This is a genomic window from Allofournierella sp., assembly GCF_017889395.1.
In the GTDB taxonomy this organism is placed as follows: domain Bacteria; phylum Bacillota; class Clostridia; order Oscillospirales; family Ruminococcaceae; genus Allofournierella.
Genome location: NZ_JAGHKE010000058.1, coordinates 1 through 24,613, shown reverse-complemented (window position 1 = coordinate 24,613; position 24,613 = coordinate 1). Strand labels below are relative to the sequence as shown.

Annotated in this window: 22 protein-coding genes and 2 pseudogenes; 15 read left to right on the top strand and 9 right to left on the bottom strand. The window is 60.4% G+C overall.

The genetic code is table 11. From position 1 onward, the window contains the following. Positions 1-371: pseudogene (locus tag J7G73_RS08520) on the bottom strand (sodium-dependent transporter); the annotation flags it as partial. 246 nt (positions 372-617) lie between these two features. Between J7G73_RS08520 and J7G73_RS08515 the strand changes: the two are divergent. Further along, complete coding sequence (locus J7G73_RS08515) at positions 618-1,073, top strand: MarR family winged helix-turn-helix transcriptional regulator (RefSeq protein ID WP_291245939.1); 456 nt, start codon at positions 618-620, stop codon at positions 1,071-1,073. A gap of 6 nt (positions 1,074-1,079) precedes the next feature. Then, entirely contained in the window at positions 1,080-2,465 is a 1,386-nt protein-coding gene (locus tag J7G73_RS08510; RefSeq protein WP_367113969.1) for an MATE family efflux transporter, read from the top strand. 77 nt (positions 2,466-2,542) lie between these two features. Here the strand turns inward: J7G73_RS08510 and J7G73_RS08505 are convergent, their stop codons facing one another. The 4 genes from J7G73_RS08505 to J7G73_RS08490 form a co-directional block, all read right to left on the bottom strand. Then, positions 2,543-4,075 (bottom strand): AAA family ATPase, encoded by a 1,533-nt coding sequence (locus J7G73_RS08505; protein WP_291245938.1) that lies wholly within the window; start codon positions 4,073-4,075, stop codon positions 2,543-2,545. Between the two features lie 4 nt (positions 4,076-4,079). Continuing rightward, complete coding sequence (locus tag J7G73_RS08500; protein WP_291245937.1) at positions 4,080-5,414, bottom strand: VWA-like domain-containing protein; 1,335 nt, start codon at positions 5,412-5,414, stop codon at positions 4,080-4,082. A gap of 8 nt (positions 5,415-5,422) precedes the next feature. Further along, positions 5,423-6,403, bottom strand: coding sequence for a leucine-rich repeat protein (locus J7G73_RS08495; protein WP_291245936.1), 981 nt, complete (start codon positions 6,401-6,403; stop codon positions 5,423-5,425). Positions 6,404-6,545: 142 nt separating this feature from the next. Continuing rightward, positions 6,546-7,556 (bottom strand): acyltransferase family protein, encoded by a 1,011-nt coding sequence (locus tag J7G73_RS08490; protein ID WP_291245935.1) that lies wholly within the window; start codon positions 7,554-7,556, stop codon positions 6,546-6,548. Positions 7,557-7,747: 191 nt separating this feature from the next. Here J7G73_RS08490 and J7G73_RS08485 point away from each other — a divergent pair, with 191 nt between their 5' ends. After that, on the top strand, positions 7,748-8,068 hold the full coding sequence (locus J7G73_RS08485) for a heavy metal-binding domain-containing protein (protein WP_087180599.1): 321 nt from the start codon (positions 7,748-7,750) through the stop codon (positions 8,066-8,068). Positions 8,069-8,378: 310 nt separating this feature from the next. Here J7G73_RS08485 and J7G73_RS08480 read toward each other — a convergent pair whose 3' ends face one another. Both J7G73_RS08480 and J7G73_RS08475 read right to left on the bottom strand, forming a co-directional pair. Next, positions 8,379-9,152, bottom strand: a complete 774-nt coding sequence (locus J7G73_RS08480; RefSeq protein WP_291245934.1) for a type III pantothenate kinase — start codon at positions 9,150-9,152, stop codon at positions 8,379-8,381. 32 nt (positions 9,153-9,184) lie between these two features. After that, positions 9,185-9,832 carry an ECF transporter S component gene (locus tag J7G73_RS08475; RefSeq protein WP_291245933.1) on the bottom strand — a complete coding sequence of 216 codons (648 nt, stop codon included), beginning with the start codon at positions 9,830-9,832 and terminating at the stop codon, positions 9,185-9,187. Positions 9,833-10,176: 344 nt separating this feature from the next. Between J7G73_RS08475 and coaBC the strand changes: the two genes are divergently transcribed. Then, positions 10,177-11,376, top strand: a complete 1,200-nt coding sequence (gene coaBC, locus J7G73_RS08470) for a bifunctional phosphopantothenoylcysteine decarboxylase/phosphopantothenate--cysteine ligase CoaBC (RefSeq protein ID WP_291245932.1) — start codon at positions 10,177-10,179, stop codon at positions 11,374-11,376. A gap of 108 nt (positions 11,377-11,484) precedes the next feature. On the opposite strand, the gene J7G73_RS08465 is transcribed toward coaBC, so the two are convergent. Continuing rightward, entirely contained in the window at positions 11,485-12,195 is a 711-nt protein-coding gene (locus J7G73_RS08465; protein ID WP_291245931.1) for a GntR family transcriptional regulator, read from the bottom strand. Between the two features lie 232 nt (positions 12,196-12,427). Here J7G73_RS08465 and hypB point away from each other — a divergent pair, with 232 nt between their 5' ends. The 11 genes from hypB (at position 12,428) to J7G73_RS08415 (ending at position 23,824) form a co-directional block, all read left to right on the top strand. Continuing rightward, positions 12,428-13,108, top strand: coding sequence for a hydrogenase nickel incorporation protein HypB (gene hypB / locus J7G73_RS08460; protein WP_087295688.1), 681 nt, complete (start codon positions 12,428-12,430; stop codon positions 13,106-13,108). 26 nt (positions 13,109-13,134) lie between these two features. Beyond that, positions 13,135-15,438: an FAD-dependent oxidoreductase gene (locus J7G73_RS08455; protein ID WP_367113968.1), complete on the top strand. Its 2,304-nt coding sequence runs from the start codon at positions 13,135-13,137 to the stop codon at positions 15,436-15,438. After that, a complete protein-coding gene (locus J7G73_RS13700; RefSeq protein ID WP_367113967.1) occupies positions 15,416-15,895 on the top strand; it encodes a 4Fe-4S binding protein in 480 nt (159 codons plus the stop codon). The genes J7G73_RS08455 and J7G73_RS13700 overlap by 23 nt, the downstream gene beginning before the upstream one ends. A 3-nt stretch (positions 15,896-15,898) precedes the next feature. Further along, positions 15,899-16,312 carry a hydrogenase maturation nickel metallochaperone HypA gene (locus J7G73_RS08450; protein WP_291245930.1) on the top strand — a complete coding sequence of 138 codons (414 nt, stop codon included), beginning with the start codon at positions 15,899-15,901 and terminating at the stop codon, positions 16,310-16,312. Between the two features lie 57 nt (positions 16,313-16,369). Then, positions 16,370-17,416 carry a DUF5692 family protein gene (locus tag J7G73_RS08445; protein WP_087295681.1) on the top strand — a complete coding sequence of 349 codons (1,047 nt, stop codon included), beginning with the start codon at positions 16,370-16,372 and terminating at the stop codon, positions 17,414-17,416. A 314-nt stretch (positions 17,417-17,730) separates the two neighbouring features. Continuing rightward, entirely contained in the window at positions 17,731-18,855 is a 1,125-nt protein-coding gene (locus tag J7G73_RS08440) for an ABC transporter ATP-binding protein (protein WP_087295679.1), read from the top strand. Continuing rightward, complete coding sequence (locus tag J7G73_RS08435) at positions 18,852-19,721, top strand: carbohydrate ABC transporter permease (RefSeq protein ID WP_087295677.1); 870 nt, start codon at positions 18,852-18,854, stop codon at positions 19,719-19,721. Before J7G73_RS08440 ends, J7G73_RS08435 begins: the two co-directional genes overlap by 4 nt. Before the next feature lie 93 nt (positions 19,722-19,814). Continuing rightward, a complete protein-coding gene (locus tag J7G73_RS08430) occupies positions 19,815-20,654 on the top strand; it encodes a carbohydrate ABC transporter permease (RefSeq protein WP_242962297.1) in 840 nt (279 codons plus the stop codon). A 90-nt stretch (positions 20,655-20,744) separates the two neighbouring features. Then, a complete protein-coding gene (locus J7G73_RS08425; RefSeq protein WP_087295675.1) occupies positions 20,745-22,163 on the top strand; it encodes an ABC transporter substrate-binding protein in 1,419 nt (472 codons plus the stop codon). Between the two features lie 88 nt (positions 22,164-22,251). Beyond that, a complete protein-coding gene (locus J7G73_RS08420) occupies positions 22,252-22,995 on the top strand; it encodes a glycerophosphodiester phosphodiesterase (protein ID WP_087295673.1) in 744 nt (247 codons plus the stop codon). A 7-nt stretch (positions 22,996-23,002) separates the two neighbouring features. Beyond that, positions 23,003-23,824 carry an HAD-IIA family hydrolase gene (locus tag J7G73_RS08415; protein WP_291245929.1) on the top strand — a complete coding sequence of 274 codons (822 nt, stop codon included), beginning with the start codon at positions 23,003-23,005 and terminating at the stop codon, positions 23,822-23,824. Positions 23,825-23,855: 31 nt separating this feature from the next. On the opposite strand, the pseudogene J7G73_RS08410 reads toward J7G73_RS08415, so the two are convergent. Next, positions 23,856-24,613 (bottom strand): annotated as a pseudogene (locus J7G73_RS08410) (MFS transporter); the annotation flags it as partial.

The window sequence follows — 24,613 nt, the reverse complement described above, 5'->3', positions numbered from 1 at the left end:
CTGCGCAGCACCCAGCCCAGAATGACCGCATAGCCGATGGCGATGCCCAGCGAACCCAGCAGGGGAATCCAGCTGAGGACAGAGCCGACCATCTTTTTGCCCCGGGAACCGAAGCAGTATTCATAGGCGCCGATGGTGCCGGTGCGGGCCAGACGGCCCACGCCGAACTCAGCGGAAAGACCCACCCAGCCGAACAGGAAGGTGAACAGCAGATAGGGAATCAGAAAGGCGGCGCCGCCGTACTGGCCCACCCGATAGGGGAACATCCAGATGTTGCCCAGGCCCACCGCGGAGCCCACGCAGGCGATCACGAAACCAATGGAAGAACTGAAGCCCCCGTTCTTGTGGCGGGGGGAGTTGTTTTGACGCATGATTGACCTCACTTTCCGGCCGAAGGGCCGGGGATACTGGGCTTTATTGTATCATATCGGCGCGCCGGAATCCAGCATGGCAGCAGCTTTTGTGAAAACGATATGCACAAAAATATCCAAACCTGGTGGGGAAAACCGTGCGAAGCGGTGGAATTCAAATACAGGTGGGCAAAAAGCTTGCGCGCGCAAATGAATTTTTGTATAATATTGTTTGAGAAAATCAGATAAAAGGAGCGAAAGAGCGCCATGAAGCTTATCAAATGGATCTCGGTCACCGACCGGTACAACAAGATCCATCTGGACCGAATGCTTGCCCCCTTCGGACTGAACAGTAGCCAGCACATGTATGTTCTGCGCATCTGCGAGGTGCCGGGCATCACCCAGGACAAGTTCAACACCCTGTTCTACATCAACCCCAGCAACATCACCCGCTCGGTGGCGGCACTGGAGAAGATGGGCTATCTGGAACGGCGGCCCAACGAAAAGGACAAGCGTACCTGCTGTTTGTACCCCACCGAAAAGGCAAGGGCGGCCTACCAACCGATTCGCAGCATCTGTGACGACTGGAACCAGCGCATTACCAGTGGTCTTACCGAGGAGGAGCGAGTCCAGTTCATGCGTTTGCTGGAGAAGGTGGGCGAAGCCGCGGTGGAACAGAACCGGCTGGAGCTGGAAGCAATGAACCGGGAAAGGGAGGAGTGAGTCTATATGACAATGAAATCGGAGCAGGGGGCCAATCCCCTGGGCTATGAACCGCTGCCCAAGCTGCTGCGGGGTTATGCGATCCCCAGCGTGATCGCCATGCTGGTGAGCTCGCTTTATAATATTGTGGACCAGATCTTCATTGGTCAGGGCGTGGGTTATCTGGGCAACGCGGCCACCAACGTGGCCTACCCGCTCACCACCATCTGTTTGTCCATTGCGCTGCTGATCGGCATCGGCAGTGCCTCCCGCTTCTCACTGGAGCTGGGGGCCGGGCATAAGGAAAACGCGGAAAAGGCGGTGGGTACCGCCATTACCATGATGTTCACGTTGGGCATTGCGTATCTGGTGATTGTCCAGCTGTTCCTGCACCCCATGCTGAAGGCATTCGGTGCCAACGCGGAGATCATGCCTTATGCGGAAAGCTACACCCGCATCACCGCTCTGGGCATGCCGCTGCTGATTGTGACCAACGCCATGAGCAATCTGGCCCGTGCGGACGGCAGCCCCAAGTATTCCATGACCTGTATGCTGGTGGGCGCCATCACCAACACCATTTTGGACCCCATCTTTATTTTCGTGTTCCAGATGGGCGTGGCAGGCGCGGCCTGGGCTACGGTGATCGGCCAGCTGCTTTCCTTCCTGATGGCCATCAACTATGCCCGGTGCTTCCGCCACATTCATCTGCAGCCCCATCACTTCGGCTACCGGCTGCGGGAGTGGGCCCAGATCGCCAGCCTGGGGATGAGCAACAGCCTGAACCAGGTGGCCATTACCTTTGTGCAGATCGTGCTGAATAATTCGCTCACCTTCTATGGTGCGCAGTCGGAATACGGCAGCTCCATCCCGCTGGCAGCCTGCGGCATCGTGATCAAGACCAACGCAATTCTGCTGTCCATCATCATCGGCATTTCGCAGGGGTCTCAGCCCATTGTGGGCTTCAACTACGGCGCAAAGCAGTACGCCCGGGTGCGGGGTATTTACAAGCTGGCCATCAGCTGTAACCTGGTGGTGTCTGCCATCGGATTTATCCTGTTCCAGGTGTTCCCGCGGCAGATCATCTCCATTTTCGGTACCGGCGATGCGCTGTACTTCGAGTTTGCAGTGCGTTTCATGCGCATCTTCCTGTTCATGGTACTGGTAAACGGTGTGCAGCTCATCTCCTCCAACTTCTTCGCGGCCATCGGCAAGCCCATCAAAGGCGTGATCCTGTCGCTCACCCGTCAGGTTTTCTTCCTGGTGCCGCTGATCCTGATCCTGCCCCTGTTCATGGGAATCGACGGCATTCTGTTTGCGGGCCCCATCGCAGACGGCGTTGCTTTTGTGACCACCACCATTTTGATTCGCCGGGAGATGAACCACATCTGCCAGCTGGAGCAGCAGGCGGCGTAACAGGCGTTTCTTCTTAAAAAATCAAGGCCGCTGCCTTCCCGCAAAAGGAGAAAGGGCAGCGGCCTTTTTATGCGATTTTACAGCGTTAATTCTTCGCCGGCCGTTCCATTCTGGGCGGCCCGGGCGGCGGCGATCTCGCCCAGCAGGGCGTTCTCAGTGTCCGCGAAAAGCAGGTCCTTGTTGTGGGCAAAGTAGGCCTCGCAGCCGAAGGTCTCGATGTACCAGGAGGTATAGAAGCCGGCGGTCAGCTCGGTGGCGAAGATCACCAGCTCCTGGCTGCCGGGCAGGCTCTCATCCAGGAAAGCAAAGGCGTTGGCCAGATAGCTGCCGGTCTCATCGGTGGCAGCGGCCCGCTGCTCGAGGGTTTCGGAGAATAGCTCTTTGAGCCGGTCGAAGGGCTCGGCGGGGGCCTCCAGCTCCAGCGTGTGCAGGTAGCCCTCCAGGGTGCGGGCGGCCTGGTTCAGCAGCTGCATGCCCTGCCGGTCGGCGCTGCCTGCTTCCTTTTTGGCGGCGATCTGCCGGTCCAGCCCCGCCAGCTCGGCGGTCAGGATCTGGGCGGCGGGGGTCTGGCCCAGCGCGGCCTTCACCCGCAGCAGGCTCTCGTGCAGAAGGCCCGCCAGCTGATCCAGCTGCCAGGCGGCGCGGGCGCTCTCATTCAGGCGGGAAAGCACCAGACCCAGTACGCTGAGCTTTTCGTCAAAGGGGGCGGCGGCCAGCTCCCGGGCCCGCAGGGCCTCCCAGTTGCCGTTCAAAATCTCCTCCACCCGGTAGACCCGGCGGTACTTGGCATACAGCTCCAGATAGTTGGCGAAGTCTTTGGCGATGGCGGGCATCTGTAAATACTGGCCCACCACCTCCCGGTCGGCGGTAAGGCCCAGGGCCTCGTAGGTGTGCAGAATTTCGGAAAGATCCTCCCAGCCGCGGGCGGTGACGAACTGCATGCCCTCCGGCCCGGCCTCCACCTTATAGAAGTGGTCCTTGCGGATGTCCAGATAGGAGAGAATGGCTCCATGGATGCCCCGGCGCAGGGCGTACTCCTTCCAGGCGGCGTAGTCCTCCTTCACGTCGATGCGCTTGACCCGGTCCAGCGTCACCACATCGAACTCCCGTACCGACTTGTTGTACTCCGGCGGGTTGCCCGCGGCGGCGATGATCCAGCCCTCCGGCAGCCGCTGGTTGCCGAAGGTCTTGCACTGCAAAAATTGCAGCATCATGGGGGCCAGCGTCTCCGAGATGCAGTTCACCTCGTCCAGAAACAGAATGCCCTCCTTGCGGCCGCTGCGCTCCATGGCCTGCCAGACCGCCGCAAGAATCTCACTCATGGTGTACTCGGTCACGGCGTATTCTCTGCCGCCGAAGCTGCGGTGCTCGATGAAGGGCAGGCCCAGCGCGCTCTGGCGGGTGTGGTGGGTGATGGTGTAGGCCACCAGGTCGATGTCCAGTTCATTGGCGATCTGCTCCATGATCTGGGTCTTGCCGATGCCCGGAGGGCCCATCAGCAGAATGGGCCGCTGGCGCACGGCCGGAATGCGGTAGGCGCCGAATTCGTCCTTGGCCAGGTAGGCGCGCACCGTGTTGATGATTTCTTGTTTGGCTCGTTTGATGTTCATGGCGTTATGCTCCTTGTATGGGCTGGGATGCGGACTCAGTCAGCTCGTCCTCGTCGATCAGCAGGCGGATGCCCCAGGGCGGCACCCGTTCCGGGTTGCCCTGGCCTGCCAGCATCACAAACACTGCGTCGTAGGGCGGGCGCCTGGCGGGGTAGACGCCCAGGCCGTCGGTGAAATATAGAATTCCCTTCAGGTGGCGGAAGGCTCCCTCCTCTCGCAGCTTGTTCACATGCTCGAACACCGGGCGGAAGTCGGTGGCACTCTGGCCGATCAGCTCAAAATGCTCCATGTAATCCGCCAGCTCCTGGGCGCTGGTGATGGTTTTGTCCGCCCGCAGCTGGTCGTCGCATTGCAGGATGCGCAGCTGAAAGCGGCGGAAAAAGCTCTCGGTGTTCTTTAAAATGGCGTAAGTATAGGAAAGGAAGCTGCGCACCAGTGCACCGGAGGTGGACATGGAGGTGTCGATGGCGATGACCAGATCCTCGATGCGCCGGGCCTCACGGGTCTCCAGCGGCTCGATCAGAGGAATGTTGCCGTAGCGGCGCAGGCCGTAGGTGTAGTAGCCGTAGTCGAAGGAATCCACATCCACGCTCATTTCCTCGCCCAGCACCGCGAACCGGTGCAGGAAGGTCTTGTAGTTGGCGGTGGGGCGGTTTTCCACCCGAAGCCGCTCCAGCACTGCGTCGCCGCCCGCGCCCGCCTCGGTGTACATGGTCTCCAGCTGGGTCTGGATGCGCTCGGCGATGTTCTGCCACTGGCTGGAGGCGTTCTGCTCCTGCTCGTCGTTCTGTGCCCGCTCCCACAGCCGGTGATCGTCCTCCAGAAACTCCCGAGCCAGGGTGGCCCTGTCCATATCCTCCAGCGGGTGGCGGCGGAAGTACCGGTAAACGGCCTCGGCGGTGATCACCTTCATCTCGGCCTGCAAAAGACCGTACCAGTGCGCCCGGCGGGGCCGGGGCACGGCAGGAACCAGGCAGCGCTGGGGCAGGGCATCCAGAATGGACTCCACCGCGATGTCGCAGGCCAGATCCCACAGCTCGCCGTCCCGCCCGGCCTTTTTGGGCGGGTGACGCAGCATGCAGTGCAACAGGCTGTGCAGGTAGGCTCGGCAGACCAGACTGCGGGCCCGCTCATACCGCTGGGCTAAATAAGCCCCGTTGTAATAAAGCGCGGTGCCGTCGGTGGCAAGGCTCTGGGTGGATTCGCGGGTGCTCAGCGGCAGGCTGCACAGCGCCGCATCCAGAAAGGGAAGGTTCAGATACAGCTCGCTGCGGGCCGCGATCAGAATCTTCTGGCCAAGCTCCGGCCAGGGGTCGTGTCGTTGTTCTTGTTGCATCATAGGGTGCCTCACAGGTCAAAGGATCGGGCCCGGGGCGCGCCGAAGCGTCGGTTCTGGTATTCCAGCAGCAGGCCCAGTGCCTCGGTGCGGCGGGCGGCTCGGGCCAGCTCACAGCCCTCGGCCAGTGCCTGCCGGTCCAGAAGGTCCAGCCCCAGCACAAAGGCCAGGGGCGCGGTGTCCGCTTCGGCCAGAACCAGCTCCAGCAGCTGGGCTGTGTGCCGGGAAAGACAGGTCAGATACGCGGCGCGGGCGGTCTCGCTCAGCTGCACCGGAAAGCGCAGCCGGTCCAGTGCCATGCGCACCGCCAGTGAAAACTCGTGGGTGCGCAGCAAAAGGTCCAGCGAGGCGTCGTACTGGTCGTAGCGGAACCGGTGACCGTCAAAGCTTTGGCGGCACAGGTAACCCACGCCCCGGATGTTGTAATGAAAAATATGGGGGGCTGCCATCTCCTCATAGTCCTCGTCGTAAGCGGGGAAGAAGAGGCGGCACTCCGGCCCGGCGGCAGGGGAAAAACGCAGCTCCAGCTCGCCGGAATATTCCTGCAGCAGGCTGCGCAGGCAGCGGCATTCCTCCGCCGGGCAGGCCAGGGTCACCCGCCGCAGGGAAAAGCAGTTCATAAAAGCGTCGGTTCCCACGCTCTGCAAACTGCCGCCAATTTCCAGTGCCTCCAGCCCGGTGCAGCCGTAAAAGGCGTAGTTGCCCAGAGAAAGGGCCTTTTGGGGCAGGCGCACCAGCCGCAGGGCCGCCGCGTCGTGGGTGGGGATTTGCCCGCCGCCGCTGGTCAGCAGAAGCTGAAACGCCCCTTCAGGCAGCTGCCGGGGCTCCCGGGCGCTGAAGGCGTAATCCCCCAGACGGGTGATGGGCAGGCCGTCCAGCTCGTCGGGCAAAAGCAGCTGGGGGGCGCTGGTCTGGCAGCGCAGCAGGGCGATGCCGTTTTCCTCCTGAATGCAGGTGAGCAGCGCATCGCAGTCGGCGGGAAGGGAACGCATGGGCTTGTAACTCCTTTGTTTGCGGAATGCTCCCGGGCAAACTGCCCGGAAATGACTGGTTATATTATACCACGACGGTGGAGAAAGACAACGGCTTTCGGGCGCAAAAAAGCCCCGCGTCCGGTGGATGCGGGGAGAAAATTCAGCGGGCAGGGCGCTTTGCCACATTTTTTTGCAGCCCCGGAACAGGGCGGCTCAGCTGCGGCGCGCAGAAGGTGGGCCGCAGCAGGGCAGCGGTGAACCGGTTGCCCAGCACCGCACAGAGCAGCAGAGCCACCAGAATGGCCAGTCCAATGCCCGCCAGCGGCGGCAGGGACGGGCGCAGCAGCCGCAGGCTGCGCACGAAAAAGCCGTGCACAAGGAACACCGGAAGGGTGTACTGCCCAAGGGCCGCAACCAAAGGCAGCGGCTGTTTTGGAACGATGAGCAAAAGCAGGGCGATCCAGGCGGCGCTGGTGGCCAGCAGCAGAACTCGCAGCTCCGGGTCATAGTGCGCGCCCTCATAGGAGCGGCTGGCATAAAACCACACGCTGCGCACCACGCCGCGCCGCAGCCAGAGCAGTGTGCCTGCAAGGGCAATCCAGCCGGAGAGCGCGGCAATCACCCCGCGCCGGGGAAGCTGGGGCAACAGGCCGCGCAGCCCACCGCCCGCGGCCAGATGCCCGGCGGCGAAGAAGGGCAGCAGCACCAGCGTGCGGGAAAGGCTCATGCTGTAACCGATGGAGGGATCAAATCCGGAGGCCAGCGCGGCGGCCAGGCAGGCCAGAAGGGCGGCCTTCGGGCTTTTTGCCCCGTCGATCAGAGGCAAAAGCAGGGTCCAGAGCATCATCGAAAACAGGTACCACAGCAGCCAGTAGGGGGTGGTGTATTGCAGTGGAGCGTCGCCGTGCAGCACCAGCCGGTCAAACAGAAGGTACAGCGTTTGGTACACCAGGTACGGGTAGAGCAGCCGCCGGAAAAAGCGGGCTGCGTCGAACCGGGCAAACCAGCCGGAGCAGAACACGAACGCGGGCATGTGGAAGGAATAGATCAGCCGGTACAGCCAGGCGGCGGCAGGGCCGCCCACCAGTTCCAGCAGGTGGCCGAACACCACCAGAAAAATCAGAATGCCTTTCAAATTATCAAACCGGGCATCCCGTCGGGAAGTTTCCATGAAAAACGCCTTCTTTGATGGTAAGTTATCATGTGGTCCACACCGGGTCCGGGCGAAACCGCATTCGATTGTAGCACATTCTGCCCTGCAATGCAAAGCGCTTTTTGTTCGCTGCCATTGTCTTTTGAACAGGTGGATGCTATAATGAGAAAAACGGGCATTGACCTGTGCCGGAAAAGGAGATGTTGTTGATGATCATTACCACTACCCCCTCGGTGGAGGGGCGTTCCATTCGGGAATACAAGGGCATCGTATTCGGCGAGGTCATCTCCGGTGTGGATATCTTTCAGGATATCGGTGCCGGGCTGCGAAACATATTCGGCGGGCGCAGCTCCGGGTATGAGGAGGAACTGAAAAACGCCCGCATTCAGGCCCTGGAGGAGATGGGTACCCGTGCGGCCCATCTGGGCGCGGACGCAGTGGTCGGCGTGCGCGTGGATTACGAGGTGCTGGGCAGCAACAACGGCATGCTGATGGTGAATGTGTCCGGCACTGCGGTGGTGCTGGACTGAGCCGGCCGAACGATAAATGCAGAAGGCCCGCTTCGGAGATTTCCCCGAGGCGGGCCTTTTTGTACGCCATAAAAGCACAATATCACAGCATCTTCATAAAGCGAGCCGATCTTTCACAGCCGTCACACGGTTTATTCAGCGGCAGTTAAAAATTGGCCGGTACAATACAAAGCGTAAGGTTCACTGCTCTCAACCTAGTAAAAGGGCAGACAAAAAACAATCCGCTGCCGGTCCGGTCAAGCAGACGGGCGGCGGTTTATATAGATAAAACGCCCGAGGCCAGAGCCCCGGGCGTTTTCCGTTTGCAAAATTACTTCTGCTGATTTTTCTGGTAAATGAGCAGCAGGCCCTTCAAAAGCAGTGCATCATCGATGATGATCTTGTGGCGGCAGTGGGGCACAATCACATTGGCCAGACCGCCGGTGGCAACCACGGTCACCGGCTCGCCCAGTTCCTCCTGGATGCGGTCGATCAGACCGTCCAGACAGGCGGCGTTGCCGTGGATGATGCCGCTCTTCATGCACTCGATGGTATTCTTGCCGATCAGGCGGCGGGGAGAATCCAGGCTGATTTTGGGCAGCTGGGAGGTGTGGCGCACCAGTGCCTCCAGCGAGGCGTTCACGCCCGGCAAAATCATGCCGCCGATGTAGCTCTTCTCCGCATCCAGCACCTCCACGGTGGTGGCGGTGCCCAGATCCACGATCACCAGAGGCACCGGGTAATCCCGGATGCCTGCCACGGCGCAAACCACACGGTCACTGCCCAGCTGGGCGGGGTTGTCCATCTTGATGTGCAGCCCGTTCTTCACGCCGGGGCCAACCACCATGGCCTCGTGGCCGGTGACAGTGCGCACCGCCTGGCAGATCAGGTTGGTGATGGGCGGCACCACCGACGAGATGATCACACCCTCCAGCGTGTTCATGTCCACGTTATAAAGCTCCAGCACATTTTTGATGCTGATGGCGTATTCCAGCGAGGTCTTGCCCGGATCGGTGGAGAGCCGTTCCACAAACACGATGTTCTCCTCGGATTCCAGGTAGCCGATCACGATGTTGGTGTTGCCGATGTCCAGTGCAAGGATCATATGTCAAAACTCCTCGTTTGATGTATGGATGATTAGGTCTTGCTGCTGGCAAAGCGCAGCAAGGGGCGGCCCACCAGAGCTACGATGATGGTGGCCACAATGGCCTCCGGAACACCCTGCAGCCCGATGATGGACAGGATGAAGGGATAAACCGCGTCCGCCGCAATGCCCTTGGCTGCGCCGTAGCTTTCGCCGAAGAACACGAAGATCAGGTTCATCACCAGCAGGGTATTGGTCATGGAGCCCACAAACCCGGCAGCGCCCAGGCTCACGGTGAGTTTGCCGGGGGCAGAGCCCAGCAGCCGCTTCAGACCTTTAAATACAAAATACGGAAGCACGCCAACCAGAATGCGGGGCACCAGAACGATCACCAGACTGGCCCAGCTGCCGTGCACATCGCCCAGGCTGTAGAAGGGGGTGAACACAAACGAGGTCACGTTGGGGGCCACGGTGTTGTTCACCAGGCTGGTGAGACCGAACACGCCGCCCAGTACTGCGCCCTTGCGGGGCCCCAGAAGCACCGAGCCCAGAATTACCGGGATGTGGATAATCGTCGCCCGCATGAAGCCAAGCGGGATGTAGCCCAGAAAGGGCACCATGGCCATTGCGATGATGATGGCCGAAAAAAGGGCAAGCTGAACCAGCCCGCGGGAGTTGTTCGCAGTTCCGTTTTTGTACATATTCAATTGTCCTCCTTGTTATTATTCCCGAAATCGGGATACAATACGCTGTTCAGTATAGCACCAAACCCGGCGCAAAACAAGGGCGATACTGCATAATTTCAGGTGGTGAAGCGCGCCCGAAAAATTTTTGTGATATGAACCAAAAAGCACAGAAAATTTTGGCGTGATACGCCGCCTGAGCCGTACGGCGTGAATTGTGCGGTGTTGCCCAAGAAAAGAATGGAATTTTTTTGCACGGCAGCGGCTTTGGATGAACGCCTTTCGTCGGGGCGTTTTTGTGTTATAATAAAAGGCAGAGAAAACCGGCCTCCCGTGGCCGGGCAAAAAGGAGAAACGGCAACATGCTCAAGGGAAAACATGTGGTGCTGGCGGTCACCGGCGGCATCGCGCCATATAAAATGGCCACCATGGCCAGCCTTCTGGTCAAGCAGCACGCGGACGTTCAGGTGCTGATGACCCAAAACGCCACAAACTTCATCAACCCCATCACTTTCGAGACCCTCACCGGCCACAAATGCCTGGTGGATACCTTTGACCGGAACTTTGAATTTAATGTGGAGCATGTGTCGGTGGCCAAGCAGGCGGACATCGCCCTGGTGGCTCCTGCCACTGCCAACGTGATCGGCAAGCTGGCCAACGGTCTGGCTGACGATATGCTCACCACCACTCTGCTGGCCTGCAAGTGCAAAAAGCTGGTGGCCCCGGCCATGAACACCCAGATGTATGAAAACCCCATCGTGCAGGATAATCTGAAAAAGCTGGAGCATTACGGCATGGAGCTGATCCAGCCGGTGAGCGGCCATCTGGCCTGCGGCGCCAGCGGTATGGGCAAGATGGTGGAGCCGGAGGTGATGCTCCAGTACATCCTGCGGGACCTGGCCCTGGAAAAGGATATGCAGGGCCTGAAGGTGCTGGTCACCGCCGGGCCCACTCAGGAGGCCATCGACCCGGTGCGTTACATCACCAACCATTCCACCGGTACCATGGGCTATCAGCTGGCCCGCAACTGCATGCTGCGGGGCGCTCAGGTCACCCTGGTCACCGGCCGCACCGCCCTGACTCCGCCCACCTTCGTGGAGGTGGTGCCGGTGGTGAGCGCTCAGGAGATGTATGAGGCCGTGACCAGCCGCGCCGCCGGGCAGGACATCATCATCAAGGCCGCCGCCGTGGCCGACTACCGCCCCGCCACCGTGGCCACCGAGAAGATCAAGAAGGCGGAGGGCGGCTGGGCGATCCCGCTGGAGCGGACTCAGGACATCCTGCGCAGCCTGGGCGAAGAAAAGCCCGCCGGGCAGTTTTTGTGCGGCTTTGCCATGGAGACCCAGAACCTGGAGGAGAACGCCCGCAAAAAGCTGGAGGCAAAGAATCTGGATCTGGTGGTGGGCAACAACGTGAAGGTAGAGGGCGCGGGCTTCGGCGCGGGCACCAATGTGATCACCTTCATCACCAAAGAGGGCGCCGAGCCCCAGCCCCAGATGGACAAGGCCCAGGTGGCCGGCTGCATCGTGGACAAAATTCTGGCCATGCGGGCCGAAAAGTGAGCCGTCCGGTTTCATTTTATAAGAGTATACAAAAAGAGTGCGCTGCCTCTCAGCTTGGGGGCTGCGCACTCTTTTTGTATGCTGTCCGGTACGGAACGGAAAAGGGACTCACCGCTCGCTGTAGATCTGCTGGCTGCCCCGGATGGCCTGACCCAGATACCGGTCGATCCATTCCGCTGCGGCCTGCTCGTCCCGGGCACGGATGCAGTCGTACAGGCGCTCGGTGTTGCGCAGCAGCGCCTCGATGCCGTACAGCCGGCAAAAGCGCATCCAGAGGGTGATGACTGGGGCCTTGAAGGAATAGTAGATCAGCGGCACGATGCTGTTGCCGCCCACCAGCGCCAGCTCGTGCTGGAACTGGAACGCCGCCTCGGCGGCCTGGGCGATGTCCTCTGCCTGGGCCATGTGGGCCAGATGCTCCCCCAGACTGTCCAGCGCCTGGTCCGACGCATAGCGGATGGCGGAGGTCACCGCCAGATGCTCCAGCGCCTGGCGTACCTCCAGCAGCGAGCGGATCTCGTCCTTGCCCAGCACGCCGTCCCGGTATTCCATGATGGCGATCAGGGTGGAAAGGTTGCCCTTGCGGCGGTAGTCCGCCACACAGGTGCCCTGCCGGGGGCGCACCTCCAGAAAACCCTGCTGGGCCAGCTCGGTCAGACCGCCGTTCACCACCGCCCGGCTTACCTGCATCTGCCGGGCCAGCTCCCGCTCCGAGGGAAGCTGGCTGCCCATGGGCAATTCGCCGGAAAGGATCATGCCTTGCAGCTGGCGCACGAACAATTGTTTCAGACTGGGAGAATTCAGTTTTTCAAATGGCATGCAAATCACCTCGGCTTTTGTTGTGGCTATACCACATACCACAGGCTTATTTTACCATGCAATTCGCTTAAGGAAAAGCCCTTCATTTGGGCTGTTCTCTGAAAAATCGGGATTTGATTGACGGCTTACAATGGGAATGTTAAGCTATTAACAGCTAAAAGGCGGGGAAGAGAGGAGAAATGTGGCTCTGGTTGGGCCACAAGACCCGCCCGGAAAACAAGGAGGGGGACCCATGGCGGATACCACCAGCAAGGTAAAAGTGATCGAGATCAAGCAGAGCGTGTTTGCATCCAACGACGAACAGGCCCGCAATCTGCGCGGGGAGCTGAAGGAGAAGGGCGTATTTCTTCTGAACCTGATGTCCTCGCCCGGCGCGGGCAAAACCACCACCCTGAAGCAGACGGTGAAGGCTCTGGAGGGCCAGCTGCGCATCGGCGTGATGGAGGCGGACATTGATTCGGATGTGGATGCCAAGGCGATGGCCGCCACCGGCGTGAAGGCCATCCAGCTGCACACCGGCGGTATGTGCCATCTGGACGCGGACATGACTCGTCAGGGTCTGGAGGCGCTGGGTACCGAAGATGTGGACCTGGCCATCCTGGAAAACGTGGGCAATCTGGTCTGCCCGGCGGAGTTCGATACCGGCGCGGTGAAGAACGCCATGATCCTGTCGGTGCCGGAAGGCCACGACAAGCCCCTGAAATACCCGCTGATGTTTTCGGTGTGTGATGTGGTGCTCATCAACAAGACCGATGTGATGCCCTATTTCGACTTTGACCTGGAAAAGTGCAAAGAGTACCTCCGCATGCGCAATCCGAATGCGGAGGTCATTCCCATCTGTGCCAAAACCGGCGAAGGCATCGAGGCCTGGGCCGATTGGCTGCGCACCCAGGTGAATGATTGGAAGAGCTGAGAGACGAAGGAAAGGACAATAAGGATATGAGTCAGACCCATTTTCCCCTGGACGAAGAAAAGCTGCCCTTTTCCATTCCGAAGGACGAAAAGCCCCGGGAGAAGATTTTAAAGCTGGGCCAGAAGATCACCGACCGTGTACCCGCCAAGCTGCGCCCGCTCACCGCCGAGGACCCGGAATACTGGGGCCTTGCGGGCATCGTCACCGACGAGATGGCGGATGTGGCCCTGAAAATGAAGGTGCGCAAGCCCATGACCCTGCCCCAGCTGGTCAAGGTCACCGGTAAACCCGCCCAGGAGCTGGAGCCCCTGCTGCAGGAAATGAGCAACGTGGGCTTGCTGGAATACAACTGGGAAAACGAGCGGCGGGAGAAGCAGTATGTGCTGCCCATGTTCGTGCCCGGCAGCGCCGAGTTCTTCAACATGAAACAGCAGCAGATCGACGAGCACCCGGAGGTCACCGCCTTTTTCGAGCGTATGACCTTCCTGCCGCTGGAGCACATCACCGCCATGGTGCCCCCCGGCGGTGCGGGCATCGGCATGCATGTGATCCCGGTGGAACAGGCCATCCAGACCGAGAACCGCTCGGTGGGCATCGAGCACATCTCCCACTGGCTGGATAAGTACGACGGCAAATATGCCGCCAGTCCCTGCTCCTGCCGGATGTCCCGCGCCAAGCTGGGCGAGGGATGCGGCGACGATCCGGAGGACTGGTGCATCGGTGTGGGCGACATGGCGGACTACCTGGTGGAGACCAACAAGGGCCACTATGTGGACCGGGATGAGGTGCTGCGCATCCTGAAGCGCGCCGAGGACAACGGCTTCGTGCACCAGATCACCAACATCGACGGCGAGAACAAGATCTTCGCCATCTGCAATTGTAACGTGAACATCTGTAATGCCCTGCGTACCAGCCAGCTGTTCAACACCCCCAACATGAGCCGCTCGGCCTACGTGGCCAATGTGACCACCGAAAATTGTGTGGCCTGCGGCCGCTGCGTGGAATACTGCCCGGCGGGCGCGGTGCGTCTGGGCCAGAAGCTCTGCACCAAGGACGGCCCGGTGGAATACCCTCGTCAGGAGCTGCCGGACCGGGTGAAATGGGGCCCGGAAAAGTGGGACATCAACTACCGGGACACCAACCGCACCAACTGCCACGACACCGGCACCGCCCCCTGCAAGACTGCCTGCCCGGCCCACATCGCGGTGCAGGGCTACCTGAAAATGGCAGCCCAGGGCCGCTACACCGAGGCGCTGGCCCTCATCAAGCAGGAGAACCCCTTCCCGGCGGTGTGCGGCCGGGTGTGCAACCGCCGCTGTGAGGACGCCTGCACCCGCGGCAAGATCGACCAGGCGGTGGCCATCGATGAGGTGAAGAAGTTCATCGCCCAGAAGGATCTGGACGCGTCCACCCGTTATGTGCCGCCCATCCAGCCCCCCTCCAACCGGGGCGGCTTCGACGACAAAATCGCCATCGTGGGCGCGGGCCCGGCGGGCCTGTCCTGTGCCTTCTTCCTGGCGAAGAAGGGCTACAAGCCCACCGTGTTTGAGAAAAACGCCCGCCCCGGCGGCATGCTGGTCTATGGCATCCCCTCCTACAAGCTGGAGAAGGATGTTGTGGACGCGGAGATCGAGGTACTGCGCCAGATGGGCGTGGAGATCCGCTGCAATGTGGAAGTGGGCCGTGATGTGACCCTGGATGAGCTGCGTGCCCAGGGCTACAAGGCCTTCTATCTGGCCATCGGCTGCCAGGGCGGCCGGCTGGCAGGCATTCCCGGCGAAAACGCCGAGGGCGTGACCACGGCGGTGAAATTCCTCCATCGGGTCAGCGAAGACGAAACCACCTCGGTCAAGGGCCGGGCGGTGGTGATCGGCGGCGGCAACGTGGCCATCGACGTGGCCCGCTCCTGCCTGCGCTGCGGCGCGGAGGAAGTGGCCATGTACTGTCTGGAGCAGGAAAATCAGATGCCCGCCTCCCCCGAGGAGATCGCCGAGGCCCGTCAGGAGGGCGCGAACATCCACTGCGGATGGGGCCCCAGCCGCATCCTGGAGGAAAACGGCAAGGTCACCGGTGTGGAGTTCAAGCGCTGCGTGTCGGTCACCGACGCAAACGGCCGCTTCGCTCCGGTCTACGACGAGAACGACACCATGACCGTGCCCTGTGACCGGGTGTTTATGAGCATCGGCCAGAGCATCCAGTGGGGCGGACTGCTTACCGGCAGCACCGTGCAGCTGGGTGGCGGCGGTCGAGCCCAGGCGGACCCGCTGACCTACCAGACCGCCCAGCCGGACGTGTTTGTGGGCGGCGATGTGTACACCGGCCCCAGCTGACGCCATTGCCGCGGGCAAGCAGGGCGCAGTGTCCATCCACCGGTTCGTGCAGCCCAACACCAGCATGACCATCGGCCGGGACCGCCGCCAGTTCATTGAGCTGGACAAGGACAACGCGGTTCTCACCGGCTACGACACTGCTGCCCGCCAGTACCCGGCTATGGACGGCCGCATCGATCACACCCGCTCCTTCCGGGATGCCCATGGCACCTTCACCGAGGAGCAGGTGAAGACCGAGACCGCCCGCTGCCTTGGCTGCGGCGCTTCGGTGGTGGACCCCAACAAGTGCATCGGCTGCGGCATCTGCACCACCAAGTGCGAGTTCGACGCCATCCACCTTTCCCGCGAGCTGCCCGATTGCAGCAACATGGTGCGCAGTGAGGACAAGTTCAAGGCCATCCTGCCCTATATGCTCAAGCGGGAGATGAAGATCCGCTTCGGCAAGAAGGAGAAATGAGCCATGCATGAACTGGGCATTGTGTTCCACATCATCCGCGGCGTGGAAGAGGTAGGCCGCAAAAACCGGGTGAAACGGGTCAGCGCGGTGACGCTCCAGCTGGGCGAGGTGTCCGGTGTGGTGGAGCACTACCTGCAGGATTGCTGGCGCTGGGCGGCGGACCGTTCCCAGCTGCTGAAAGGCGCGCAGCTGCGGGTGGAGACCATTCCTGCCCAGACCCTGTGCGAGAGCTGCGGCGAGATCTATCCCACCGTGGCCCACGGCAAGACCTGCCCGGCCTGCGGCTCCGAGCATACCCACCTTTTGCAGGGCAGCGAGATGCTCATCAAGGAGATCGAGGTGCCCGAAGAAACCGACATCCCCCCCGAACCCAAAGGACCGGGGGAGACACCGGGCCCGGTTTGCGGCCGGGCCTGATCAAGCCAATTGGAAAAAGCCGGCACAAAAACGTGCCGGCAAAGGAGGAAATTTATCATGTTGTTCCAGATTTATGGAGAAAACGCCGGCTTCCAGCTGTTGGGCTGGCTGCTGGTCTTTGCGGGCCTGGTGGTGCTGAACGAGCTTTCCCGTCGCACCAAACAGGGAGGGGTGTTTTTCTTTTTGATTCTGCCCGCGGCGCTCACCGTGTATTTCGTGTCCATCTATGTGGGCGCGGCCATGGGAGCCGAGTGGGCGTTGAATAATCCCACATATGTCCACATGAACAGCTGGTTCCATTACGCCAAGCTTTACGCCGCCACCGCCGGATGCATCGGCTTTATGATGATCAAGTATAAGTGGGGCATCGGCAAGCAGCCCTGGTTCCGGGTGTTCCCCTTCGCCATCGTGGCCATCAACATCCTGATCGCTGTGTGCAGCGATTTCGAGTCCGGCATCCGGGGCGCCATGGCCCTGGCCGCCACCGGTGACCGCTGGTGGCTGTCCAGCGAAAACGTGTGGCTGTACGGCGGCTGGTGGAACTGGGTCAACGGCATCGCGGGCATTTTGAACATCCTGTGCATGACCGGCTGGTGGGGCATCTACTCTTCCAAGAAGCACGACGACATGCTCTGGCCGGATATGACCATCTACTTCATCATCGCCTACGACCTGTGGAACTTTGAGTACACCTACAACAACCTGCCCACCCATGCCTGGTATTGTGGTCTGGCTCTGCTGCTGGCCCCCACCTTCGCCAACGCGCTGTGGAACAAGGGCGGCTGGATTCAGAACCGCGCCAACACCCTGGCTTTGTGGTGCATGTTCGCCCAGGTGTTCCCGGCCTTCCAGGATTACAGCGTGTTCAGCACCCTGCCGGTGCTCTATTCCGACGGTGTGATGGATGCCTCCGTGCGGCCCGCCACTGCCAATCCCACCATGCAGGGCGTGATCGCCATTCTGGCGCTGGCGGCCAACGTGATCGTGCTGGCCATCATCATCAAGCGGTCGGTGGAGCAGAAGAAGAATCCCTACAAGAACGAGATCTTCACCGATCACCGGGATTACCGTCAGGCCATGGCCCGGGCGGAAGTTACCCGATAAACCTGAGCAAAATCTTGCAAACACTTAACAGAATTTAACAAAACCGATCCATTCTCCTCTTTCCTTGCCCCGGCGGCGCAGATTTCCCCCTCTGCGCTGCCGGGGCCTTGTTTTTGCGGCATTTGGCTGGCAGAATTTCCGGTAAGTTTTGGAAGATTTTGGGCGAATTTGCTTTTCTTGCTTTTTACAAACGATTTACCGGAAAGCGGCGGAAGAGGACGGAAAAATCCGTTATCATACCCAGTGTACCGGGCAGTGTGGCCCCCCGAAAGTGCGGGCGCCCGGCGAAAGACAAGGGGGAAGAGAAAAGCTTTATGGCAGAAATCGTTTTGAAGAATATCAGCAAAATATACGACAAGGGCCAGCGGGCGGTGAGCGATTTCTCGCTGCACATCCACGATGGCGAGTTCATCGTATTTGTGGGCCCTTCCGGCTGCGGCAAGTCCACCACCCTGCGCATGATTGCCGGGCTGGAGGAGATCAGCGAAGGCGAACTGTGGATAGGCGACGAGTTGTGCAATTACGCCGAGCCCGGTGAGCGGGATCTGTCCATGGTGTTCCAGAACTACGCACTGTATCCGCAGATGAGCGTGTACGACAACATGGCCTTTTCGCTGTCGGTGCGCAAGGTGCCCAAGGACCAGATTGCCCGGCGGGTGGACAAGGCCGCCGAAATGCTGGACATCAAGCACCTTTTGAACCGCCGTCCGGGCCAGCTGTCCGGCGGTCAGAAGCAGCGTGTGGCCATCGGCAGCGCCATCATGCGTGAGCCCCGGGCTTTTTTGATGGACGAGCCGCTGTCCAATCTGGATGCGAAGCTGCGGGCCCACATGCGGGTGGAGCTGGCGGCGCTGCATCAGAAGCTGGGCGCCACCATGATTTATGTAACCCATGACCAGACCGAGGCCATGACACTGGCGGACCGCATTGTAGTGATGAAGGAGGGACGCATCCAGCAGGTGGCAAGCCCGGCGGAGTTGTACAGCCGCCCCACCAACCTGTTTGTGGCGGGCTTCATCGGCTCTCCGGCCATGAACTTTGTCCGCGGCACCGTGGAGGAAGGGGAGCAGAACATTGTGTTCCGCAGCCGGAACGGGCTGTGCCTGCCCCTGACCTTTGACCAGGCGGCAGGCCTGTGGCCCCGCTGTAAGGGCCGCGAGGTGGTGTTGGGTATCCGCCCCGAGGACATTCTGCCCACGCAGGCAGTAAATCGGGTGCTGGGCCGGATGGACGGCCGCCTCACCGCCTGTGAGGGCCTGGGTCACGAGACCATCCTGCATCTGGAAACCGCCGACGGTGAGTTTGCCGCCCGGGTAAAGGAACGCACCGGCGCACGCGCAGGCGATGCGGCCTCCCTGTGGGTGGATATGGAAAAGGCTCACTTTTTCGATGGTGAGACCGAACAAAATCTTTTTTATCAGTGGAGCGATTGCGAATGAACCAGTTACGTCAACGGCTCGCCGAGGTGAGCCCCTATTGTTACCTGATCCCCTGCTTTGCAGTGTTCGGCATGTTCCTGTTTTACCCCTTTTTCAAGACCATTTATCTGAGCCTGTTCCTCACCGATAAGCTGGGCAAGGCAAAGATTTTTGTGGGGCTGAAAAACTACAGCGACCTGCTCACCTCCGAAAGCTTTTACAACAGCATCCTGGTTACCCTGATCTTTGTGGTGATTGTGGTGTTCGGCAGCATGCTGCTGGGCCTTGCCACTGCTGTGCTGTGCAGCAAGACCTTCCCGGGCATTCGGGCCTTCAGCACCGCCTATGCGCTGCCCATGGCCATTGCCTCCAGCGGCGCGGCCATGATTTTCAAGGTGATTCTGAACCCCACCATCGGCGTGTTCAACAAGCTCACCGGTCTGGACATCAACTGGATCAGCGACCCCCGCTACGCCCTCATCTGCGTGGCGGTGCTCACTGCCTGGCTGAACAGCGGCATCAACTTCCTGTACTTCTCCGCGGGGCTGGGCAACATCGACGAATCCATCTATGAGCGCGCCTCGGTGGACGGCGCCAGCGGCGTTCAGAAGTTCTTCCGGCTCACCCTGCCGGGCCTGAGCCCCATCATCTTCTATACCTTGGTGGTCAACATCATCCAGGCCTTCCAGTCCTTCGGCCAGGTGAAGATCCTGACTCAGGGCGGCCCCGGCGAGTCCACCAACCTGATTGTTTACTCCATCTACCGCGACGCCTTCTTCAACTACAAGTTCGGCAGCGCGGCTGCCCAGTCCGTCATTTTGTTCCTCATCATCATGGCGCTGACCCTGGTTATGTTCAAGGTGGAAAAGAAGGGAGTCAAGTATTAAATGGATATGCCTGTGAATCAAAAGGCCCCTCTGAACGGCGTGCTGCGCCGGGGCCAGTATACCGAAGAGCAGCTGGCGGCCCTGCACCGCCGCATGAGCGCTGCCGCCCTGCGCCGCCGCCGCATTAAGACCGGCGTGCTGGTTGCGCTGAATGTGGTGGTAGCCCTGTTCATTCTCTTTCCGCTGCTGTATGCGGTCAGTGTTTCTCTGATGACCGGCAGCGAGCTGTTCACCATGGATATGAACCTGATCCCTAGCGCTCCCACGCTGGAAAACTATCTGCGCGCTTGGGCGCAGGTGCCCCTGCTGCGCTTTATCCTGAACTCCTTCCTGGTGGCCGGGTGCATCACCCTGGGTCAGATTCTCACCTGCTCGCTGGCGGCCTTTGCCTTCTCGTTTTTGAACTTCAAGGGCAAGAATGTGCTGTTCATGCTGGTGATGGCCACCATGATGGTGCCCGGCGAGGCCACCATCATCTCCAATTACCTGACCGTGAGCCAGCTGGGGATTCTGGACACCTACCTGGTGCTGATTCTGCCCTCGCTCACCTCCGCCATGGGGATTTTCCTGTTCCGTCAGTTCTATATGACCTTCCCCATCTCGCTGTATGAGTCCGCCAAGCTGGACGGCTGCGGCAACCTGCGCTTCGTCGTGCGCATCCTGCTGCCGCTCACCAAGTCTGCCATCGGCGCCATGTCGGTTTACACCTTCATCAACGCCTGGAACATGTACATGTGGCCCCTGCTGGTCACCGGCTCCCAGGAGATGCGCACCGTGCAGATCGGTATCAGTATGCTGGACAACACCGATGCCCAGTCCATTACCCTGATGATGGCCGGTGTGGTGTCGGTGATCATCCCCAGCATGATCATCTTCGTGGTGGGGCAGAAGCAGCTGATCCGGGGGATGTTCTCCGGCGCGGTGAAGGGTTAAATAAACGCTGCAACCGGCGAAAATACGCCGTTTGTAAATAGAAAAAGGATAAACAACGAAGTATAATAAGTATTTGAGGAGAGAAAAGAAATGCAGAAAAAGAAGATCCTGGCGGGCGTTCTGGCCGCCGCAATGGCAATGACCACCCTGGCCGGCTGTGGCGCGGGCGCGTCCGGCAGCTCTGCCGCGGCGGGCGGCACCGCTGAGAACACCGCCGTGCAGACCGAGGCTCAGAGCTCCGGCCTGATCAGCGAGAACTTTGCCAATGTGGACACCAATGGAACCAAGATCACCTTCTGGCATTCCATGGGCGGCGTGAACGGCGAGGCCATGACCTATCTGGTGGATAAGTTCAACTCCGAAAATGAGTACGGCATCACCGTGGAGGCCGTGTACCAGGGCAGCTACGACGACGCCATCAACAAGCTCAAGAGCGCCCAGATCGGCAACATGGGTGCGGATCTGGTTCAGATCTACGACATCGGCACTCGATTCATGATCGACTCCGGCTGGGTCATTCCCATGCAGGAAATGATCGATGCCTCTGGCTACGATATCTCCCAGATCGAGCCCAACATCGCCGCCTACTACACCACCGGCGACGGCCTGTACTCTATGCCCTTCAACTCCTCCACCCCTCTGCTGTACTACAACAAGGACATGTTCGAGGCTGCAGGCATTGAGCAGGTTCCCACCAGCTTCTCCGAGATCGCCGAGGCCGGCGAAAAGCTGAAGGCCGCCGGCTGCACCGAGCCCATTGCCATCAGTGTGTACGGCTGGTGGTTCGAGCAGTTCATGAGCAAGCAGGGCCTGGACCTGGTGGACAACGGCAACGGCCGTGACGCGGCTGCCACCAGTGTGGTGTTCGATTCCAACGGCGGCGCGCTGAACATTCTGAACGGCTGGAAGCAGCTGTACGATGCGGGCGTTGCTCCCAACGTGGGCCGTTCCGGCAGCGACACCGCCACCACCGACTTCACCTCCGGCAAGGCTGCCATGATGTTCGGCAGCACCGCTTCCCTGAAGCAGGTCCTGCAGGACAGCGGCGATTCCTTTGAGGTGGGCACCGCCTACTTCCCCAAGGTAAATGACAGCGACGAGGGCGGCGTGTCCATCGGCGGCGGCTCCCTGTGGGCGCTGAACAACAACGATGAAACCAAGGCTGCTGCCACCTGGCGCTTCATCGAGTTTTTGATCTCTCCCGAGTCCCAGGCTTACTGGAATGCTCAGACCGGCTACTTCCCGGTGACCACCGCTGCCGCCGAGCAGGATACCTACAAGCAGAACATGGAGCAGTATCCCCAGTTCCAGACCGCCATCGACCAGCTGCATGACTCCGCTCCCCAGTACGCGGGCGCTCTGTTGAGCGTATTCCCCGAGTCCCGCCAGATTGTGGAGACCGAGATCGAGGAGATGCTCAGCGGTGGCCAGACCCCCGAGGAGGCGGTGCAGTCCATTGCCGACCAGATGAACGAGACCATCGAAACCTACAACCTGATCAACGGCTGATCTTCCCATCGCCGGAAGCACGACCGGGAAAAGACTCATCTTTTCCCGGTCTTTCGGCTTGATTGCAGACAACAAAGGAGAAAAAACCATGAAACAGAGCAAAGTATTCGCCCACCGGGGCGCAAGCCAGTACGCCCCCGAAAATACGCTGGAGGCCTTTTGTCTGGCCATGGAGCAGGGGGCCGAGGGCATCGAGCTGGATGTACACCTGAGCGCGGACGGTGAGCTGGTGGTCATCCACGACGAGACTCTGGAGCGCACCACAAACGGCACAGGCCTGGTGAAGGAGCATACCCTGGCCCAGCTGCAGGCTCTGCGGGCAGACAATCACATGGAAGGCTTTGAGGCGGCCCGTATCCCCACCCTGCGCCAGGTGCTGGAGCTGGTGCGCCCCGGCGATATGCAGGTGAACATCGAGCTGAAGACCGGCATTTTGTGGTACGAGGGCATCGAGAAAAAGACTCTGGAGCTGGTGAAGGAGCTGGGCATGCAGGACCGGGTGGTCTACTCCTCCTTCAACCATTACAGCATCGAGGAGGTCCGCCGCCTGGACCCCACCGCCGAGACCGCGTATCTTTTCAGTGATGTGATCTTCGAGGTGGAAAAATACGCCGCCCGCCGGGGTGTGAAGGGCCTGCATCCGGCTCTGTGGCACGTGAAGATGGCAGATTTCCTCACCGATTACCTGCAGAGCGGCCTGGCTGTGCGGGTGTGGACCGTGAACCGCCCGGAGGATATGCGCCTGCTGATGGAGCGCGGAGTGGATGCGGTGATCACCAACGATCCCGCCCTGGCGCTGCAGGTGCGGGCGGAACTGGAAGAAAAGGAGTAAGCCGACGGTGAAACAGCTGCGTCAGAAAAAACTCTTTTTGCTGGACATCGACGGCACCATCTGCAAGGGTGAGGGCCTGATCGACGGTGCCAAAGCCTTTCTGGAGACCATTCGTCAAAGTGGCGGGCAATTCATCTTCATCACCAACAACGCCACCCGCGGTACCCGGGATTACATCCGCTTTTTTCGGCGGCTGGGGGTGGAGACCGGCCCGGACCAGTACATTACCGCTGCTTATGCCACCATTCAGTACCTGAAAAAACACTGCTCGGATAGGCTGATCTACGGTCTCGCCACCGATTCTTTTTTGCAGGAATGCCGCGAAAACGGCCTGCGCATCACCACCAGCCTGCAGAGTGGCATTGACTGTGTGCTGGTGTCCTACGACAACCAGCTCAACTACGACAAGATCAAGGATGTATGCCGTCTGCTCACCGAGGGCGAGCCGGAATACATCGCCACCAACCCGGATCTGGTCTGCCCGGTGGAGTTTGGTTACCTGCCGGACTGTGGGGCCATCTGCAACATGATCGAGACCGCCACCGGCAAGCGCCCCCGCTTCATCGGCAAGCCGGAGCCTGCCATGGTGGAATATGCCCTGGCACTCACCGGCTGCACTCCGGAACAGACGCTCGTGGTAGGTGACCGGCTGTATACCGACATCCTGTGCGGCGTGCATGCCGGGGTGGATACCGCCCTGGTACTGAGCGGCGAGGCCACCCTGCAGGATGCGGCGGCCTTTGCCCATTCGCCCCGGTATCTGTTCCCCTCGGTGAAGGAGCTGGCCGCAGCCATTGCTCCGGGCAAACAAAAAGCTGTTCCCGGATGAAAAGGGAACAGCTTTTTTGCTTTTAAAAATCTTATTCGGTCTGCCCGCCGGGGCCGGGCTCCCGCACCCGGCTTACCACCAGCGCAGCCACAGCAAACAGCACCATGCTGAACGCAAAGGGCAGGCGGCGGTCCAGGCTGGAAAGCCAGCCCGCAAAATAGCCGAAGGGGCAGGAGAGGGCTACCGTGGAGGCGATGATCAGCGCGTTCATCCGGGCCCGCTCCTGGGCATCCAGATTCAGCTGGAGCAACGCGTCCTTGCGGGGGTTCACCAGAGCGGCGCCCACCGCGCAGAGCAGTACGTAGGTCAGCACCGCGCCCAGTCCATTCAGCGGCGCCAGGATCAGCACCAGTGTGCCCGCCCCGTAGAGGGCCAGACCCATCCACAGGGGCAGCCGAAACTGGGAAAAGCGCAGCCGGTGCTGCACGCCCACCATGAACACCAGCATGACCACGGCGTTCAGGATGGGGAACACCGCCAGAAAATTCTCCGAAAGGCCCAGCCGCTGGGTCACATACAGGCTGAAAAAGGTGTTGTTCACCATGTTGGTGATGTAAAAGATGACGGACACCGCCACCGCCTTCAGAAGGCCGGGGCTGCGCAGCAGGCTGGGAATCAGCTGGCGATATTCCGCCAGCATCTGCAGCGGCGAAACGCCCTTGGTCTGCTGGCGTCGGATACGGCCCTGGCCGGTCTCATGGCAGAACCGAAAGGTGATGAGGGTCTTGGCGGTCATGGTGAGAGCAAACAGGAAATACAGCACCCGCACCACCGGCACCATGGAATAGG

Bases quoted from the DNA above. Each gene is read 5' to 3' on its own strand.
- J7G73_RS08515 (WP_291245939.1), top strand. From the start codon at position 618: ATGAAGCTTATCAAATGGATCTCGGTCACCGACCGGTACAACAAGATC.
- J7G73_RS08510 (WP_367113969.1), top strand. From the start codon at position 1,080: ATGACAATGAAATCGGAGCAGGGGGCCAATCCCCTGGGCTATGAACCG.
- J7G73_RS08505 (WP_291245938.1), bottom strand. From the start codon at position 4,075: ATGAACATCAAACGAGCCAAACAAGAAATCATCAACACGGTGCGCGCC.
- J7G73_RS08500 (WP_291245937.1), bottom strand. From the start codon at position 5,414: ATGATGCAACAAGAACAACGACACGACCCCTGGCCGGAGCTTGGCCAG.
- J7G73_RS08495 (WP_291245936.1), bottom strand. From the start codon at position 6,403: ATGCGTTCCCTTCCCGCCGACTGCGATGCGCTGCTCACCTGCATTCAG.
- J7G73_RS08490 (WP_291245935.1), bottom strand. From the start codon at position 7,556: ATGGAAACTTCCCGACGGGATGCCCGGTTTGATAATTTGAAAGGCATT.
- J7G73_RS08485 (WP_087180599.1), top strand. From the start codon at position 7,748: ATGATCATTACCACTACCCCCTCGGTGGAGGGGCGTTCCATTCGGGAA.
- J7G73_RS08480 (WP_291245934.1), bottom strand. From the start codon at position 9,152: ATGATCCTTGCACTGGACATCGGCAACACCAACATCGTGATCGGCTAC.
- J7G73_RS08475 (WP_291245933.1), bottom strand. From the start codon at position 9,832: ATGTACAAAAACGGAACTGCGAACAACTCCCGCGGGCTGGTTCAGCTT.
- coaBC (WP_291245932.1), top strand. From the start codon at position 10,177: ATGCTCAAGGGAAAACATGTGGTGCTGGCGGTCACCGGCGGCATCGCG.
- J7G73_RS08465 (WP_291245931.1), bottom strand. From the start codon at position 12,195: ATGCCATTTGAAAAACTGAATTCTCCCAGTCTGAAACAATTGTTCGTG.
- hypB (WP_087295688.1), top strand. From the start codon at position 12,428: ATGGCGGATACCACCAGCAAGGTAAAAGTGATCGAGATCAAGCAGAGC.
- J7G73_RS08455 (WP_367113968.1), top strand. From the start codon at position 13,135: ATGAGTCAGACCCATTTTCCCCTGGACGAAGAAAAGCTGCCCTTTTCC.
- J7G73_RS13700 (WP_367113967.1), top strand. From the start codon at position 15,416: ATGTGTACACCGGCCCCAGCTGACGCCATTGCCGCGGGCAAGCAGGGC.
- J7G73_RS08450 (WP_291245930.1), top strand. From the start codon at position 15,899: ATGCATGAACTGGGCATTGTGTTCCACATCATCCGCGGCGTGGAAGAG.
- J7G73_RS08445 (WP_087295681.1), top strand. From the start codon at position 16,370: ATGTTGTTCCAGATTTATGGAGAAAACGCCGGCTTCCAGCTGTTGGGC.
- J7G73_RS08440 (WP_087295679.1), top strand. From the start codon at position 17,731: ATGGCAGAAATCGTTTTGAAGAATATCAGCAAAATATACGACAAGGGC.
- J7G73_RS08435 (WP_087295677.1), top strand. From the start codon at position 18,852: ATGAACCAGTTACGTCAACGGCTCGCCGAGGTGAGCCCCTATTGTTAC.
- J7G73_RS08430 (WP_242962297.1), top strand. From the start codon at position 19,815: ATGAGCGCTGCCGCCCTGCGCCGCCGCCGCATTAAGACCGGCGTGCTG.
- J7G73_RS08425 (WP_087295675.1), top strand. From the start codon at position 20,745: ATGCAGAAAAAGAAGATCCTGGCGGGCGTTCTGGCCGCCGCAATGGCA.
- J7G73_RS08420 (WP_087295673.1), top strand. From the start codon at position 22,252: ATGAAACAGAGCAAAGTATTCGCCCACCGGGGCGCAAGCCAGTACGCC.